This window comes from Flavobacterium sp. (assembly GCF_050696275.1).
Classification (GTDB): domain Bacteria; phylum Bacteroidota; class Bacteroidia; order Flavobacteriales; family Flavobacteriaceae; genus Flavobacterium.
This window is the reverse complement of record NZ_JBOGUT010000012.1, coordinates 1-15325: the sequence shown is the minus strand read 5'-3', so window position 1 is coordinate 15325 and position 15325 is coordinate 1. Positions and strand designations below refer to the sequence as shown.

The 15325-nt window shown below is 35.4% G+C and carries 14 protein-coding genes; 4 read left to right on the top strand and 10 right to left on the bottom strand.

Annotated features, from left to right (window positions below; all coding sequences use genetic code 11):
* Positions 1 to 120 precede the first annotated feature (120 nt).
* Positions 121 to 612 carry a TspO/MBR family protein gene (locus ACRDEC_RS07985; RefSeq protein ID WP_431497808.1) on the top strand — a complete coding sequence of 164 codons (492 nt, stop codon included), beginning with the start codon at positions 121 to 123 and terminating at the stop codon, positions 610 to 612.
* Here ACRDEC_RS07985 and ACRDEC_RS07980 read toward each other — a convergent pair.
* The 9 genes from ACRDEC_RS07980 to ACRDEC_RS07940 form a co-directional block, all read right to left on the bottom strand.
* Positions 609 to 1832, bottom strand: a complete 1224-nt coding sequence (locus ACRDEC_RS07980) for an NAD(P)/FAD-dependent oxidoreductase (RefSeq protein ID WP_431497807.1) — start codon at positions 1830 to 1832, stop codon at positions 609 to 611. The genes ACRDEC_RS07985 and ACRDEC_RS07980 overlap by 4 nt on opposite strands.
* Complete coding sequence (locus tag ACRDEC_RS07975; RefSeq protein ID WP_431497806.1) at positions 1829 to 2509, bottom strand: glycerophosphodiester phosphodiesterase; 681 nt, start codon at positions 2507 to 2509, stop codon at positions 1829 to 1831. The genes ACRDEC_RS07980 and ACRDEC_RS07975 overlap by 4 nt, the downstream gene beginning before the upstream one ends.
* A 7-nt stretch (positions 2510 to 2516) precedes the next feature.
* Entirely contained in the window at positions 2517 to 3926 is a 1410-nt protein-coding gene (locus ACRDEC_RS07970; protein ID WP_431497805.1) for an alpha-amylase family glycosyl hydrolase, read from the bottom strand.
* Between the two features lie 143 nt (positions 3927 to 4069).
* Positions 4070 to 4663 (bottom strand): hypothetical protein, encoded by a 594-nt coding sequence (locus ACRDEC_RS07965; RefSeq protein WP_431497804.1) that lies wholly within the window; start codon positions 4661 to 4663, stop codon positions 4070 to 4072.
* A 69-nt stretch (positions 4664 to 4732) separates the two neighbouring features.
* Complete coding sequence (locus ACRDEC_RS07960; protein WP_431497803.1) at positions 4733 to 8143, bottom strand: hypothetical protein; 3411 nt, start codon at positions 8141 to 8143, stop codon at positions 4733 to 4735.
* 94 nt (positions 8144 to 8237) lie between these two features.
* Positions 8238 to 8792, bottom strand: coding sequence for a hypothetical protein (locus tag ACRDEC_RS07955; RefSeq protein ID WP_431497802.1), 555 nt, complete (start codon positions 8790 to 8792; stop codon positions 8238 to 8240).
* Between the two features lie 108 nt (positions 8793 to 8900).
* Positions 8901 to 10154 (bottom strand): aspartate kinase, encoded by a 1254-nt coding sequence (locus ACRDEC_RS07950; protein WP_431497801.1) that lies wholly within the window; start codon positions 10152 to 10154, stop codon positions 8901 to 8903.
* Positions 10155 to 10158: 4 nt separating this feature from the next.
* Positions 10159 to 10632: an N-acetyltransferase family protein gene (locus ACRDEC_RS07945; RefSeq protein WP_431497800.1), complete on the bottom strand. Its 474-nt coding sequence runs from the start codon at positions 10630 to 10632 to the stop codon at positions 10159 to 10161.
* 1 nt (position 10633) lies between these two features.
* On the bottom strand, positions 10634 to 11461 hold the full coding sequence (locus ACRDEC_RS07940; RefSeq protein WP_431497799.1) for a M48 family metallopeptidase: 828 nt from the start codon (positions 11459 to 11461) through the stop codon (positions 10634 to 10636).
* 209 nt (positions 11462 to 11670) lie between these two features.
* Between ACRDEC_RS07940 and fbp the strand changes: the two genes are divergently transcribed.
* The 3 genes from fbp (at position 11671) to ACRDEC_RS07925 (ending at position 14186) form a co-directional block, all read left to right on the top strand.
* Complete coding sequence (gene fbp / locus ACRDEC_RS07935; RefSeq protein ID WP_431497798.1) at positions 11671 to 12672, top strand: class 1 fructose-bisphosphatase; 1002 nt, start codon at positions 11671 to 11673, stop codon at positions 12670 to 12672.
* A gap of 90 nt (positions 12673 to 12762) precedes the next feature.
* Positions 12763 to 13263, top strand: a complete 501-nt coding sequence (locus tag ACRDEC_RS07930; RefSeq protein WP_431497797.1) for a Crp/Fnr family transcriptional regulator — start codon at positions 12763 to 12765, stop codon at positions 13261 to 13263.
* 68 nt (positions 13264 to 13331) lie between these two features.
* Positions 13332 to 14186, top strand: a complete 855-nt coding sequence (locus tag ACRDEC_RS07925) for an alpha/beta fold hydrolase (RefSeq protein ID WP_431497796.1) — start codon at positions 13332 to 13334, stop codon at positions 14184 to 14186.
* Between the two features lie 93 nt (positions 14187 to 14279).
* Here ACRDEC_RS07925 and ACRDEC_RS07920 read toward each other — a convergent pair whose 3' ends face one another.
* Complete coding sequence (locus ACRDEC_RS07920) at positions 14280 to 14744, bottom strand: hypothetical protein (protein WP_431497795.1); 465 nt, start codon at positions 14742 to 14744, stop codon at positions 14280 to 14282.
* Positions 14745 to 15325: the final 581 nt, after the last annotated feature.

Genomic DNA, 15325 nt, shown 5'->3' with positions numbered 1-15325 from the left:
AATTGGTGAAACAAATCATTCTTAAAAAATTTGAGCAAAGATACTTTTTTTGCTAATTCATTGCTTTTTAAATTACTTTATTATTTATTTGCTGTAGGTATAATCTTAAAATTCAACATCTTGAAGAAAACTAACTATTTAAAATTAACATTATCTATTGCCGCTTGTGTTCTTATCGGAATTTTATCCTGTAGTATTACTCATTCTACTTTAAGTACTTGGTATTTAAAAATCGAAAAACCGTTCTTTAACCCTCCAAGTTGGGCATGTATTACTGTCTGGACTCTTTTATACATCATAATGGGTTATTCATTTTACATTGTCTGGAATAGGGAAAGCAGAAGTGTAAGAGGAAAAAAAGTAATTAAAAACGCGATGATACTTTTCGGGGTACAATTAGGTTTGAATTTATTCTGGACGTATCTTTTCTTTGGTTTATGCAATCCTTTTTTAGCGCTAATTGAAATCTTATTGTTATGGCTGTTTATTTTTGAAACCATCAAAGCTTTTAACAGAATCGATGCTTTTGCAAGCAGACTTCTTTTACCCTATTTGGTTTGGATTAGCTGCGCAACACTTTTAAACGGCAGCATTTGGTGGCTAAACTGCTAATCACTAATTCCTGAAACAGAATTTGCTACAATAAACCCACTTGTCCAAGCGTTTTGAAAATTAAACCCGCCTGTAATTGCATCTATATTTACGATTTCACCCGCTAAATAAAGTGTGGGTAAAATTTTACTCTCCATTGTTTTAAAATTGACTTCCTTTAAGTCGATTCCTCCTGCAGTTACAAATTCTTCTTTAAAAGTACTTTTCCCATTCACCTGAAATTCAGCATTCGTAAGTTGGTTTGTCAAACTATCCAGTTGATTTTTGGTTAAATCCGCCCATTTTGTTTCGGCAGTAATGGCTGAAGCCAGAACAATGCTTTCCCATAATCGGTTAGGAAATTCAAACGGGGATTTTTTAGAAACAGTCTTTTTTGAATGCTCTAACTTTAACTCTTTCAATAAGTTATATGTTTCCTCAAAAGTCTGATCATGCAGCCAATTGACCTGAATAGCAAACTGATAATTTTTGTTAAATAATTCTCTGGCGCCCCAAGCTGAAAGCCTCAAAATTCCAGGACCACTCATTCCCCAATGGGTAATTAACAAAGGCCCTGACGCTTCTAATTTCGAGTTTTTCACTTTAACAGAAGCCAGAGCAGAAACACCCATTAAGTCTTTAATTCGTACGTCTTTTATATTGAAAGTAAATAATGATGGGACCGGATCAACGATGGAATGCCCTAAATCGTGAAGCATTTCCCAAACTTTCGGGTTGCTTCCAGTAGTCATTATCAGCTTTTTGCAGGCAAATACTTCGTGATTGGTTTCTACTTTCCAGTATTCCGTGCTTTTAAACAGGCTTTGCACGCTTTGACCCGTCAGTACGTCAATTCCAAGTTTTTTTACTGAAGATAAAAAGCAATCAATAATTGTCTGTGACGAATTTGAAACCGGAAACATTCTTCCATCGTCTTCAATTTTGAGTTCTACACCATGTTTTTCGAACCATTCTATAGTATCTCCAGAGCAAAACTGATGAAACGGACCGCGTAATTCCTTTTCTCCGCGAGGATAAAATTTAACCAAATCATTGGGTACAAAGCAAGCATGCGTGACATTGCATCGGCCTCCGCCTGAAATACGTACTTTAGTTAGTACTTCTTTCCCTCTTTCTAAAATAGCGACTTTGAGTTTTGGATTATTCTCCACAATATTTATTGCCGAAAAAAATCCTGCGGCTCCTCCGCCAACAATGATTATATCATATTTTGAATTCATAATCTATCCGGAAAATCGGAAATAATTCCGTTTATAGTGTAATGCTGTAACCTATGAATGTCTTCTTCATGATTAACTGTCCAAGTGAAAATTTTAAATCCTTTTGCACTTGCTTCCTTGCAATTTTCTTCTGTTAATAGCGAAAAATGTGGGTGAATGGCTTTTGCAGATAATTCCTGGCCCCATTCTATTGCTTGTTCAACACTGGCTTGAGTAAGAATTCCTATATTGATTTTTGGGTTTAAAACACTTACCTTTTCCAATTCTTCTTTCTGGAAGCTTGACACGATAAAATCGTCATACTCCCATCCTTTTTCATCAATATATTCCTCTATTATTTTGACAGCCGGCTGTGCAGTTCCATGTCCCTTTAATTCGACATTTATCCAGCATTTCCTGTCTATAAGATCAAAAACTTCGGCTAAAGTCGGAATATCAAATTGATTGGATATTTTTAATGCTTTTAATTCGGTTAAGGTTAATTTATGTACTTCTCCCGAACCTCCCGTTATTCTGTCGACGGTAAAATCATGAAAAACCACCAATTCTCCCGAAGCACAAACGTGTACATCAAGTTCGACAGCATCTACACCTAAATACAATGCGCTTTGAAAAGATTCCAGCGTATTTTCGGCCATATGACCTTTTGCTCCGCGATGTCCTATTTTTTGTATCATCAGAAAGTTATTCAGCTATCAGTATTTTATATTCCCAAGGTTTAAAATTTAATTTTTGATCTTTACTTAACAGGATTTGTTGCCCTGTCATATAATCTGTAAAAGTTCCTTCAATTGAAGTTGTGAATGACCTGTTTGCTTTGGTAAGATTACCGACAAAAATAATTTTCTGCCCATTCTTTTCCCTTTCGAAAGCTAAAATCTTATCATCGGATGAAGTTGTCAAGCGATTATAAGATCCGGAATTCTTCCCTCCGTTTAAAGCTCCCTTTTCAGTTTTAAGCTTTCCCAGTTTTTCATAAACACCACTCATTTTTGCAAGCGAATGCACAATAGTGTCTTTTTCAAAAAGATTCAGTCTTTTGTCTGAATCATACTCCTGTCCGGAATAAATTAGCGGCATTCCTGGAATCATATAAGTCATTACAGCAAAAACCTCAACAGCATCACCCATACGTTCGTATTCGGTTCCATTCCAAAAATTCTCAGCGTGATTGGAAGTGAAATTCATCCGAATACTGTTTTCCCAATTCAAACTATCTCTTTTCTGTGCGTATTTATCCCAGTCTTTTACTGTTTTTTTACCTTGCGCAATACCATTAAAAATGTAATGCGCTTCCCAACCGTATTGAGCGTCGAAAGCTTTTTGGGATAATTCCTGTTTCTCTGATTCGGCCAGCATAAATACTGGCTTGATTTTGTTTAATTCCGATGTAGCAGTATTCCAAAAATCAGTTGGTACCTCAGCAGCAACATCACATCTGAAACCATCAACATTAAATTCCCTTAACCAATATTTCATTTCCTGCAACATCGCATTTCGAAGATTTTGGTTGTTATAATTCAATTCAGCAACATCTGTCCAATCAAAAGGAGAAATCATTTTGCCTTCCTTATCATGCGTATAATAATCCGGGTGTTGTGTAATCCAGGCATGATCCCAAGCGGTATGGTTTGCAACCCAATCCAGAATGACATATATTCCGTTTTCGTGTGCGGTTTTAATTAATTTTTTAAAATCTTCTTTGGTTCCGAAATCCGGATTCAGACTTTTATAATCTTTAACAGAGTACGGATTCCCTAAGCATTTTGTATTTTCTGTACTATCAGTAATTTGTTCAACAGACGCATTCCCATTTACCCTGCGGTTTTTAACACCAATTTCATGAATAGGCATCAGCCAGAGTATCTTTACTCCCAGTTTCTTTAGCTTTGGGATATCTGCTGTAAAAGCATTGAAAGTTCCTTCAGGTGAATATTGGCGGATATTGGCTTCGTAAATTACTCCGCTTTCGTCCAGTTCAGAAGTAATTGGATTAATGTCATTTTTAATCTGATCCTGCTGACTGACGGTGTTTTCTTTTTTACAGCCAAAAAGGGCAATCAATAGTAATGCTGATAGAACTGTTTTTTTCATGCTTATTGTTGAAACAAAGTATCGTTTTATTTTTTTTTCAAAAATACGATTAAATAAATAAACCTATTTATTAAAATTCGCTCATTGTAAATAGCAAAAAGGCCTTGCGAATGCAAAGCCTTTTATAGTGATAAGCAATAGGATTACTCTACCTGATCTTCATCGATATAGGTTTTATTCCCATTTTTATTGATGTAGTATTTACCGCCGCGAGGTCCTGTATATACTTTTCTTCCTTTGTATTCTCCGGTTACTTTGTCCGTAGTATTCAGATTTGCTTTTTCGTTAGAAACCCTTTCTTTTTTAGCAACTGTTTTTGTTGCTTTTACTTTAGTTTCAGCTGCCTTTGCTTTGGTTTCTTTTTTAGCTTTAGCCGCAGTTTCTTCCGCTTTTACTTTTTCGTTTTTAGAAGCTGCTTTTGTTTTTGCTTTAGCAGCTGCAGTTTCTTCTTTTACTTTGGCTTCAGCCTTAGTTGTTCCTGCTTTTGCTTTTTCGGCAGTTGTTTTTGTTCCTTTTTTAGCTTTAGCTTCGGTCTTTTCTTTTTTCTCTTTGGCATCTGTCTTAACCTTGGCCTCTTTTTCTTTAAGCTTAGCTTTAGCTTCTTTTTCCTTGGCTTTCTTTTCAGCCGCTTTTTCAGTAGCTGCTTTGGTTACTCGAGGCTTTTTAGTTTCTGTTTCTTGTGCATAAAAGCTATTTGAAAAAACAAACACTAAACATAACAATAGCAATTTTTTCATAGTTTATAAATTTAATGATTTTGATATATGTTAAATTTAGTCATTTTTTTATAAAAAACTGATTTTCAATTAAAAATATGCCCTCAACTGTACATTCCCGGTATGAACTGTTTGACTGGTTTCACTTTTTCTTCCCTGATAATTGATATTGATATCGAGATATTGCGTTAAATTCTTTTGAACCAATAATCGCCATGTCATATTCTTCCCAGCCTGCAAGCCTTCAAGCATTTGGAAAGCTACCGGTGAAAATTCATTCCCTTTAAATTTATTGTCATAAAAAGAAAATTCGCCGTTTAGCGTTAATTTTTTCTCACTTGCAAAAGTGAATGAAGTTCCAAATCTGTTTTGCTTCAATGATTCCAGATTTCCCAACTTATTTTCTTTGTTCTGCATTTCATAGAAAACATCCAAACTCGCATTTTTAGTAAACAGATAAGATATTTTAGGTTGAAATTGCTGCCCGTTAATCTCAAAATTCCTGCTGGCATAATTTTCAGAATTACTACTCGAATTAAATGCTTTTCCAGACAATGAAAACAACCAAAACTGCTTATACAAATGCGTATATTGCAGTTGGTGCGATCCGTTTTTGATTTCCTGTGATCCGGAAGACTGCAAGTTTTTCAGTCTGTTTGTGATAAAAGTATAAGTAACCGAATGATTTTGCTTACCTCGGTTAAAAAACAAGCTATTCCTAACACTCGAATTCAATCCTAGTAAATCTTTGTCGTTTACTGAGAACGGATTCAAATCGAAATTGTCCTGCTCCCTTTTTATTTTTCGTTCAATCAAATACGAAGATTGATTGTAAAAGTGCGACAGGATTTTTTTGAAACCTGCTTCGTTTTGCCATTGCGCAGGACTTAATGTCAAAGACTGGGAGAATTTATTCTGATGTGTTTTAATAAAAATCTGGTTCGGAAGAAATATTTTCACATATTTGGCCTGATCAGGAAAAGGAGCAATTTCGAACTCTTGCAATTCCTGAATTCCGTTTCCATTATAATCATTCCAGGCATAGATACCTTGTCCGGCTTCTACTTCAAGGAAACTGAATTCCTGCTGTGGTATGGTCCCGGAAGTGGTTTCATAAACTGTTGTGGATTGAATCAACTGGTTAAAAAACCGGTCATTATACAGTAATCTGGAGTTTAAGGAAGGCTCGTTGCCACGAGTTGCATCCTTAAATTTCAAACTCCTGTAATTAATAAAAACTGATAAGTCGCTTTTTTCAGTCTGTATCAATTTTGATTTCAGATAATACGATTGTGAAGTATTGACCCGCTCAAGTTCTCCTGACTGCAAACTATCATTTATTCGGTTCAAATACCCTAATTCAACAAAAACCTTGGTAGAATCACCGCGGCCTATAAAAGCTCCGAATTCCGAAAAACGCTGACTTAACGACGATAACTGATTCGTTATTTTGTCTTTTTCCTGATTGTTTTCATGACGAAAACTCCCTCCAATCCAATTCCTCTTAAAATGATATTTTGTCTGAGACTGGTTTCTCAAAAACTTCGAAGTCGACAGGTTGCTGTTGCTGCTTAAAAAACTTCCTTCATTGGAAAAAGTCCAATTCTTAAATTTAGAATACCCAGAAATTACTTGACGATTTCCCGAGAAACTTTCTGAAAAATCCAATTTTTCGAACTGGTACTTCCATGTTGATTTACCCGGCAAATCAAATACTAAACCATTCGTTATAAAACTTTGATTTCCTAGCGGGTTTACTAAATTCCAATCCCTGTCAAATTCAATAGTGAATAATCTTTCTATCGTTTTGAAGTTTTTCTGCACCAATTGATAGTTTCCAAAAACGGCAACATTCCATTTTTTTGAAAATAACCGTTGCTTAAAATTCAATTTCCCAGCCAAGCCCTGATTGTTGTTGTCGTCAATGCCGGAAAACAAATTCTTATCGTTATTACTGATTCCCACCTCAAAATCAACTAAGGTTTTCTCGCTCGGATTGTACTTCCCAAGAACTGTAGCAATTTGGATTTTCGTTGGCGCAACTAATTTAATTATAGGCTCATAATTCCCTTGCGGAATCCCAGCTACAGGCGCAACATATTGAAAAACACGACCATTAGTAATTGTGTTTGAAACAATATAATTACCTAGATTATTGCCTATAAAAGTAAATTTAACGCTATACAGGACATCCGCAGGACTGGTTGAATATTCAAATGCTTCTACTCCGCTTACGATAATTTTCTTGTATAAGATTTTGTTGTCCGAGTAAGTGTCCGGCACAGCTGATTGAGCATTCATTAAATCCGGATTATCACCTGCAGCTACTAATGTCTGAACTTGTTCCTGAGAAAGATTTTGCTGTAAAGGTTGATTTTTTACGTCATTTTCAGAATAGAAATATCCTCCAAGACTCCATTTTTCCTGTTCATGATTAACACCTCCATATGTAACAAAACGAGTGTAATTCCTATCTGAATATTGGTATTCTATGGTAATCCGCATTTCCGAAGTAATAGGATACAATGATGTAAAAGTAACCTCCCCGGCATTGTAGTCAATAACATATTGATTGTTTTCACCACGGCTCAGTAAAATTCCATTTACAAAAACCCGTTCGGAGCCAGAAATGACTAAGATAAATAACTCTCCTTTTGGACCCCGTAATTTATAAGGCCCTTGGTTGCCTTCCTGACCTACAAAAGTGCTTTTTGCATATTGACCTCTTACTAAAGCTGCCGAAGCATACACTTCTGTTTTCTTTTCAGGAGTACCAAATGTAAATTGAGTAGATAATCCCTGTACTTTTTTATTGAAATTCAGAAATTTGGATTTTCGGTTTTCCAAAAACAAATCACCTGCTCTCACACTCCATTTATCACTGAATAATTCGATGAAGATTTGATCAAACTCATCTAATTTCTGTGAATAACCACCTTCCTGCAAAGGAATATTACTATCTTGAAGAGAGGCTCGCAAACTGACTTTGTCAGATAATTTTCCTGTTATCTGAAGGTCTAAATTAGAGTTTACTGAAGTATTCTGGTTATTCCCAATTGAAATTCCTCTGGAAATACTCCCCGAAGTTGTCAAGCCGTCAAAAGGCATTATTTTTTTAGTCCCGTCTCGGGATATTTTGTATAAGTCCCCTAAAGCATTATTATTACTTACAATCCTGCTTTTATCGTAGATCGTATATTCTTTAGTCAGGTAATCCGGAAACTTCAGATATCGGACGGTTAATGTGTCGGACGATTGAAACTCCTTTTTAAAAACCAATATGCCTTTTTGAAAGTTGACTTTGTAAAAAGTTGTATCTACAACCTCTCCTTTGGCGTCCAGCAACTTAAAAAAACTGTTGTTGATGCTGACACTGTCAATTTGAATAGAATCTCGGGAAACGGTGATTTTTTTTGATTGGTATGGAGAATCGGTTTCCTGTGCTAAAATACTTAGCGAAAAGAATAGAAATAATAGTAAAAAACGCTGTTTTTTAAGCATAAAGAAAAAACTCCAAAACACCAAAGATATTGTAATAAATAAAAAAAAGCTATTTTATGTTTTGGAGTTAAAAACTGATCTCTAAAAACTTAAATCATTTCATCAAGGTTACGTGGCCGGTTTTTGTATGTTTTCCGCTTACAGAGACTAAAACGGTGCAAACACCATCGGAGCAACAACTATTAGAAACCGTGCGCGAAGCTCCTTTTGGAGATGCTGTTCTGGCTCCTGTATTCGATTTTATATTCCAAGAAAAGGAGTAAGACTGAGTGGCTTCATTTCCTAACACATCGAGACTAAGATCACTCAAAAGATATGGCTTATGCTGTCTTTTCCCAGTGGCCTGCCCTGATGCGGCATCTCTGGGTGAAGTAATGGTATGCGCTGATGGCTCAACGACACTTGTGGTGACTACTGTTGTACTGGACATTTCATGCCAATCGTCCATAGCCATTGTTTTTATGACCGTACAGGCACCATTTCCAGTCAAAACCATTAACGGTTCGGGACTGCTTGGAAAAACAATAACGCAAGCTCCGTCACCGGAATTACTTTCGTAAATTTTTATTTTGTTGTTTTGAGCACATATTGCAACCTGAACAAGAAAGAAGAAAACAACAAGCCATTTTGATGTAAGTATTTTTTTCATAATTATTTGGTTTTAAATATTTTACTTCATAAAATTACAACTAATAATGTACTTACTTCAGAATGACTTGCGCTCTTTACCGATGATTTAGGTGTTTTATCGATAAATCTATTCTTTGGTCACAATCTGCATTGTTTCACGGCTCAATTGTTTAAGTAAAACAACCTTATTTTTTTCGACCATTTCCGAAGCTTTGGCATCAAAATGACGAATGGTGTAAAGCGAGACGTTTTCGTTATAAGAGACTTTGAATTTTTTAGATAACGCTTTTTTCAAATCATTGAAATTACCGAATTTATCTTCAATACAAACCGAAAAACTAATCGCTGAATTCTGAATCAGACTGACTCTTATTTTAAACTGGTGCAGTAAACTAAAAATCTCACTGATATTTTCTTCCATAATGAAAGAGAAATCAATAGAAGAAAGGGAAAGCAATAATTGATTTTTTTTCAAGATAAAGCAAGGCTGTTTTGGTTCTAGATCTTGTCCTTTTGAAACACTGGTTCCCGGCAGCAAAGGATTTACAAAGGATTTAACATACAAAGGAATTTCCTTTTTTTGTAGTGGCTGTAAAGTTTTCGGATGAATTACACTTGCTCCGTAAAAAGCCAACTCGATAGCTTCGCGGTACGAAATCTGGTTTAATAATGTTGCATTTTCAAAATACCTCGGATCAGCATTCATTACTCCAGGAACATCTTTCCAGATGGTAACGCTTTCGGCATTTAAGCAATAAGCAAAAATAGCAGCTGTATAATCGGAACCTTCACGCCCTAACGTTGTTGTAAATCCGTTTTCGTCGGAACCAACAAAACCCTGAGTGATGAATAATGTTTTCTTCCTTGCTATTTTTGAAATATTTTTTTGAGTTATGTCCCAATTTACTTCAGCATCACGATACGTGTTGTCTGTTTTTATATAGTTTCGGACATCTAACCATTGTGCATTGATTCCGCTATAATTCATGTAGTGACAAAGGATAGTGGTCGAAATAATCTCTCCGTAACTCACGATTTGATCGTACACAAAATTGTAATTTGGCGATTTATTGCTTCGGAGGAAATACTCCAAATCAGCAAAATGTTCATTTACTGTCCAGAAGACTTCGTGCTTCTCATCATCAAACAAATCCAATAAAATCTGATTGTGGTATTTTTTTACTTCCTGAACAGAAGCATTCAGATTGGCCGATTTTTCAAAATAATCCTTAATCACAACTTCCAAAGCGTTGGTTGTTTTACCCATGGCCGAAACTACAAGCAAAACTTCTTCATAACCTACTTTTTGCAAAACGTCAAATACATTTTTTACACTCTCGGCGTCTTTTACAGATGCTCCACCAAATTTGAAAATCCTCATTTTACTATAACTGCTCTAAAAAATTATTTATTCCTTTTTCGTCCATTTGGACCACTTGCCAATCTTCCAGTATTTTAGCTCCGGATTTGATATAAAAATCAACTGCAGGTTTATTCCAATCCAACACATTCCATTCGATACGGCGGACATTGTCTTTTTTCCCCTGTCTGATTATTTCAGAATACAGATCAAAACCAATTCCTGTCCCGCGCATTTCTTCCTTTACAATCAAATCTTCCAGATGAATGGTTTTCCCTTTCCAGGTAGAATAGCGATAGTAATACAATGCCATTCCTACAATTTTATTATTCACTTCAGCGATAAAAGTTTGAAATAACGGCTTTTCACCAAACCCGTCACGAATTAAATCGTCAACTTTTACTACTACTGCTTCCGGTTCTTTCTCGAAAATTGCCAATTCTTTAATTAGTTCCAATACGGAAGGCATATCTTCTTTTGTTCCAACTCGTATATTCATGTTATTTTTTCTTCTTTTTAGTAGTTTTAGCAGCAACTTTCTTCACATACGGTTTATACAGCTTATCTGCTATTGCTTTATTTTTTGCATCTTCAGCTCTTTGTTTCGGGTCCGGGTGAGAACTTAGCATTCTGGTAAAAAAAGAAGATTCAGCACCTTCATTCATCTTTGCCAAAATTGTAAATGCCGATTCCACAGCGTTTACGTTATAACCGTGTCTTTTCATAAAATCATATGAATAAGTGTCTGCTTCCGTTTCCTGCTGACGACTATGACGACTATCAATCATTGCATTACCTATTTGCCCTAATTGACTTTGAGATAATTTAGCCACTTTATCCGATTGTGAAGCAACAGCATCTAGCACTGCTTCTTTTTTATATGCAGCTTTAATAGCATCTCTTGAATCATGGTTGGCAACGTGCCCAATTTCATGACCGATAACGGCTAACAATTCATTATCATCCATAATATCCATCAATCCTGAGAACACACGAACGCTTCCATCTGCTGTTGCAAAAGCATTTACATCTTTTGTGAGATATACTTTATAATTTAATTTTAATCCATTCTCATTGCTGTGCTTGCCAAAAATCTTGTTCAGTCTGATGGTATAAGCGTCTTTTGATCCAGCGACTTTATTTTCAGCATCCATTTTAACAACAGCTTCTTTGGATAAAGCAGCTGCATCTTCATCACTAAATGTAAATCCTGTTACTCCCTTTTGCAAGGCGCCAATCGCCTTTTCTCCCAGATTAATTTGAGCATTGGTTGTTAAAAAACCGAATGAAACAAACGAAACAGCTAACAACAAAGATTTTCTTTTCATAACTTTTACTTTTTTGTGAAGAACAAAGATAAAATAAGTTCATCTGATTTACTTGATGCATCACCGCAAAAAATATCAATATTTTAGATTTTTTTGTTAAATAAAAGCATTTGAATCATTGCCCGCCTTATAAAATAACCACCGTGCTGGGTGTTCATTATTCAAAATAAAATGATGATATTTGCAGAAATAACTACAACGACTACAAAATGGAAGAGCGCAACAAAACCTTAGGGGAATTTATTATCGAGAAACAAGCTGATTTTCAATACTCTTCAGGTGAATTATCAAGAATTATCAACTCCATCAGGCTCGCAGCAAAAGTTGTAAATTACAAAGTAAACAAAGCTGGTTTAGTAGATATTGTTGGAGCAGCAGGCGATCAGAACATTCAAGGTGAAGATCAGCAGAAACTGGATGTGTATGCCAATGAAGTTTTTATTCAGACTTTGATAAACCGTGAAATTGTCTGCGGAATTGCCTCAGAAGAAAATGATGATTTTATTACTGTTGCCGGTTCAGACAACAGTCACAATAACAAATACGTAGTTTTAATGGATCCGCTTGACGGCTCATCAAATATTGATGTCAATGTTTCTGTTGGAACCATTTTTTCGGTTTTCAGAAGAGTAACTCCTATGGGAACTCCGGTTACATTAGAAGATTTTTTACAGCCTGGCGTTAATCAAGTTGCTGCCGGTTATGTGATTTACGGAACTTCAACCATGCTGGTGTACACAACAGGTCATGGCGTAAACGGATTTACATTGAATCCTGCCATTGGAACATTCTACCTTTCTCATCCTAACATGCAATATGCAAAAGACGGAAATATCTATTCTGTAAACGAAGGAAATTATATTCATTTCCCACAGGGAGTAAAAGATTATATCAAGTACTGTCAGTCTGAAGAAGGAGACCGACCATATACTTCAAGATACATTGGAAGTTTGGTTTCTGATTTCCATAGAAATATGATTAAGGGCGGCGTTTACATCTACCCAACCAGTTCAAAAGCACCAAAAGGGAAACTGCGTTTGCTTTACGAATGCAACCCTATGGCATTTATTGCGGAACAAGCTGGCGGAAAAGCGTCGGACGGATACAGCCGTATTATGGAAATTCAGCCGACAGAACTGCATCAGCGTGTTCCTTTTTTCTGCGGAAGCCTTAACATGGTTGAAAAAGCAGAAGAGTTTATGGCCAAATAAAATTTTATTCTCTCAACCATCGAAACAAAAGAAAAATTATTCCGCCATTTTGAACGTTATATCAAACTAAGTGATTCCCTGAAAAGCGAATTGGCTGACAGGATTAATTTTACTACTTTTAAAAAAGGCCAGGAAATTCATAATGCGGATAAAATCTGCACGGAAAGTCATTTTATTTTTCAGGGCCTGACCAGATTATACTTTCTTAAAGACGGTAAAGAGATAACCGAATATTTTAGCAGCGAGGGTGAATGGGTCAATTCACCCCGAAGTTTTAGCCAAAGAACACTTGACATTTATTACATTGAAGCGCTTGAAAACACAGAAGTTTTTACATTAAAAGTACATGACCTCGTTTTTCTTTTCGATAATTTTCCGGAAATGGAACGCTACGCAAGACTATCAATGAATACAGTGTTTGGTCATTATTTAGAGCGAATTACTTCGATGCGTTTTACATCGGCAAAAGAAAAATACGAGCATTTTTGCCACGCTTACCATGATATTTACCATCGAATACCTCTAGGCATGATCGCCTCTTATTTAGGCATTACGCAGGAAACATTAAGCAGAATCCGCGCCGAAAAATAGTTTTTGATATAGGTCAAAAACTTTAAGAATTGAATTATTGAATTTTGTCATCAACTAAATAAAACGTGATGAACACTATTCAATTTTTAAAAACGGTATTTCTGGGATTTTTTATATTTATATCGTCCCATTCTTTTTCCCAGATAACTTTAAACACTCCAAACATTGAAAGCCGGCTGTACCTTGGCAATGGAAAAAACCAACCGCTTATTGTTGGTCTTGGCGGTTCGGAAGGAGGCAACGCCTGGTCATCAGATTACTGGAAAAAGACAAGAGATTCATTTATTGAGAAGGGATATGCTTTTTTGGCAATTGGTTATTTTGGAGCCAAAGGCACGCCAGATACTTTAAATAAAATTTCGATTGAAAATGTCCATAATGCCATAGTTGAAGCGACGAAAAACAATAAAATCGATAAAAAGAAAATTGCGATTGTCGGCGGTTCTCGTGGTGGTGACTTGGCGTTGCTTCTGGCAAGTTATTATCCTGACATAAAATGCGTGGTAGCTATTGTACCCAGCCACGTTTCATTTCCCGGGCATACAAATCATTTTTCAACCTCTTGCTGGACTTATCAAAATAAGGAACTCCCATTTGTCCCACTATCTGACGAAGCTGTTCCCGTATTGATAAAAGGTGATTTGCGGAATACATTCGAAATTATGCTTAAAGACACCATTGCCGAAGAAAAAGCAGTAATTAAAGTTGAAAACAGCAATGGCCCGATTCTTTTAATTTCGGCTACAAAAGATGAAATATGCCCTTCTGCTTTGATGTCTGAAAAGATAATTTCCAGATTAAAAAGTAAAAAATTCAAATTTGAATACAAACATGTCCAAATTGAAGGTACTCATACAGCTCCTTTAAAACATTTTGATTTGGTTTTCGAATTTTTGGATAAAAACTTTAAAAAAATGCAATAGGTAGTCCAGATACCATCTGCTAACATTCGACAATAAAGAATTAAAACCTTTTTAGCGCTATCTTTTTGCACACCTCCTTCTCTTTCTCAATTATTAACAAGGCCAAGGTAAGGCATTGCACGTATTTATAACAATGGTTGTTACTTCTAATAAAACTTTTAAAATGTCTTTTAGCCATTTGGGGTATTCCTTTTCATTTGGCGTAGCCACTTCACTTAAATTCCCGAACGCTTCATTACCTCCATTTTTGAGAAACTTCACCAGCTCATTGACCTCCTTTCCTTCATAAGAATTTAGAATATCTTCAGTAGAAACTTCTTTCCTATAAAACTCAAATGCTTTATTCAAAAAAATCATTCCTTCTTTGCTGGCTCTCATTTCAACAATCAGATTATTGAGATCTTCTTTGCTGATCTTTGTTGGCGTGGTTCTTTGGAAAAGCTCCACACCTGCTATCATAACGGATCTTCTTAAAGCTAGTGCCGTATTATTATCCTGTGGATATCCTTTAAAGCCAAACATCACAACAGCTATTACTGCAAAAATTATTTTTTTCATATTTTAATTATTTTAATTCGGAAGCGATCAAGACAAAAGACGGATTAAAAAAATCAGAAACTTTTGTCTCAACAACTACTTCCTTACGCACATCAGGTTTCACATATTTCTTTCAGGCGTTAATTACATTATACACAAATGACTTCCTTTGTGTTTTCGTCTTAATTATCTACTGTCTTTTCATCGTTAAATTTGAAGTCATATAGTATTTGTTACATAATGTATTATCGAAAGAATATGCATCTTGAGAATATTGCTGTTTTTCTAGCGATTATCTGTCTGATGATTGTATTTACCAGATTTTCTGAATAATTCTTTATAAATTAGATTATACTGTTTTCCTTAATCAGTTTAACAATTTTACTATACAGTTTAATTAAGATAATGATCATTAATATGATTAAGGCAATACCTAAAATATCAAAAAGAGTATTGGTAATAAAAGTTATATTATTTGCAGTTCCTCTGCTTATTAAATTTTCCTCCATGGCGTTTATTTTTTTTATATGGTTTATATATTAATTTAGAAAAAATCGTTTTTGGTCCAGACCTACAAGTGTTCAAATCTTGCAGGCCTGCAT

Excerpts from the sequence above, each read along its gene's own strand:
- ACRDEC_RS07920 (WP_431497795.1), bottom strand. The coding sequence starts at position 14,744 with ATGAAAAAAATAATTTTTGCAGTAATAGCTGTTGTGATGTTTGGCTTT.
- ACRDEC_RS07945 (WP_431497800.1), bottom strand. The coding sequence starts at position 10,632 with ATGAATATACGAGTTGGAACAAAAGAAGATATGCCTTCCGTATTGGAA.
- ACRDEC_RS07970 (WP_431497805.1), bottom strand. The coding sequence starts at position 3,926 with ATGAAAAAAACAGTTCTATCAGCATTACTATTGATTGCCCTTTTTGGC.
- ACRDEC_RS07960 (WP_431497803.1), bottom strand. The coding sequence starts at position 8,143 with ATGCTTAAAAAACAGCGTTTTTTACTATTATTTCTATTCTTTTCGCTA.
- fbp (WP_431497798.1), top strand. The coding sequence starts at position 11,671 with ATGGAAGAGCGCAACAAAACCTTAGGGGAATTTATTATCGAGAAACAA.
- ACRDEC_RS07975 (WP_431497806.1), bottom strand. The coding sequence starts at position 2,509 with ATGATACAAAAAATAGGACATCGCGGAGCAAAAGGTCATATGGCCGAA.
- ACRDEC_RS07965 (WP_431497804.1), bottom strand. The coding sequence starts at position 4,663 with ATGAAAAAATTGCTATTGTTATGTTTAGTGTTTGTTTTTTCAAATAGC.
- ACRDEC_RS07925 (WP_431497796.1), top strand. The coding sequence starts at position 13,332 with ATGAACACTATTCAATTTTTAAAAACGGTATTTCTGGGATTTTTTATA.
- ACRDEC_RS07955 (WP_431497802.1), bottom strand. The coding sequence starts at position 8,792 with ATGAAAAAAATACTTACATCAAAATGGCTTGTTGTTTTCTTCTTTCTT.
- ACRDEC_RS07950 (WP_431497801.1), bottom strand. The coding sequence starts at position 10,154 with ATGAGGATTTTCAAATTTGGTGGAGCATCTGTAAAAGACGCCGAGAGT.
- ACRDEC_RS07940 (WP_431497799.1), bottom strand. The coding sequence starts at position 11,461 with ATGAAAAGAAAATCTTTGTTGTTAGCTGTTTCGTTTGTTTCATTCGGT.
- ACRDEC_RS07980 (WP_431497807.1), bottom strand. The coding sequence starts at position 1,832 with ATGAATTCAAAATATGATATAATCATTGTTGGCGGAGGAGCCGCAGGA.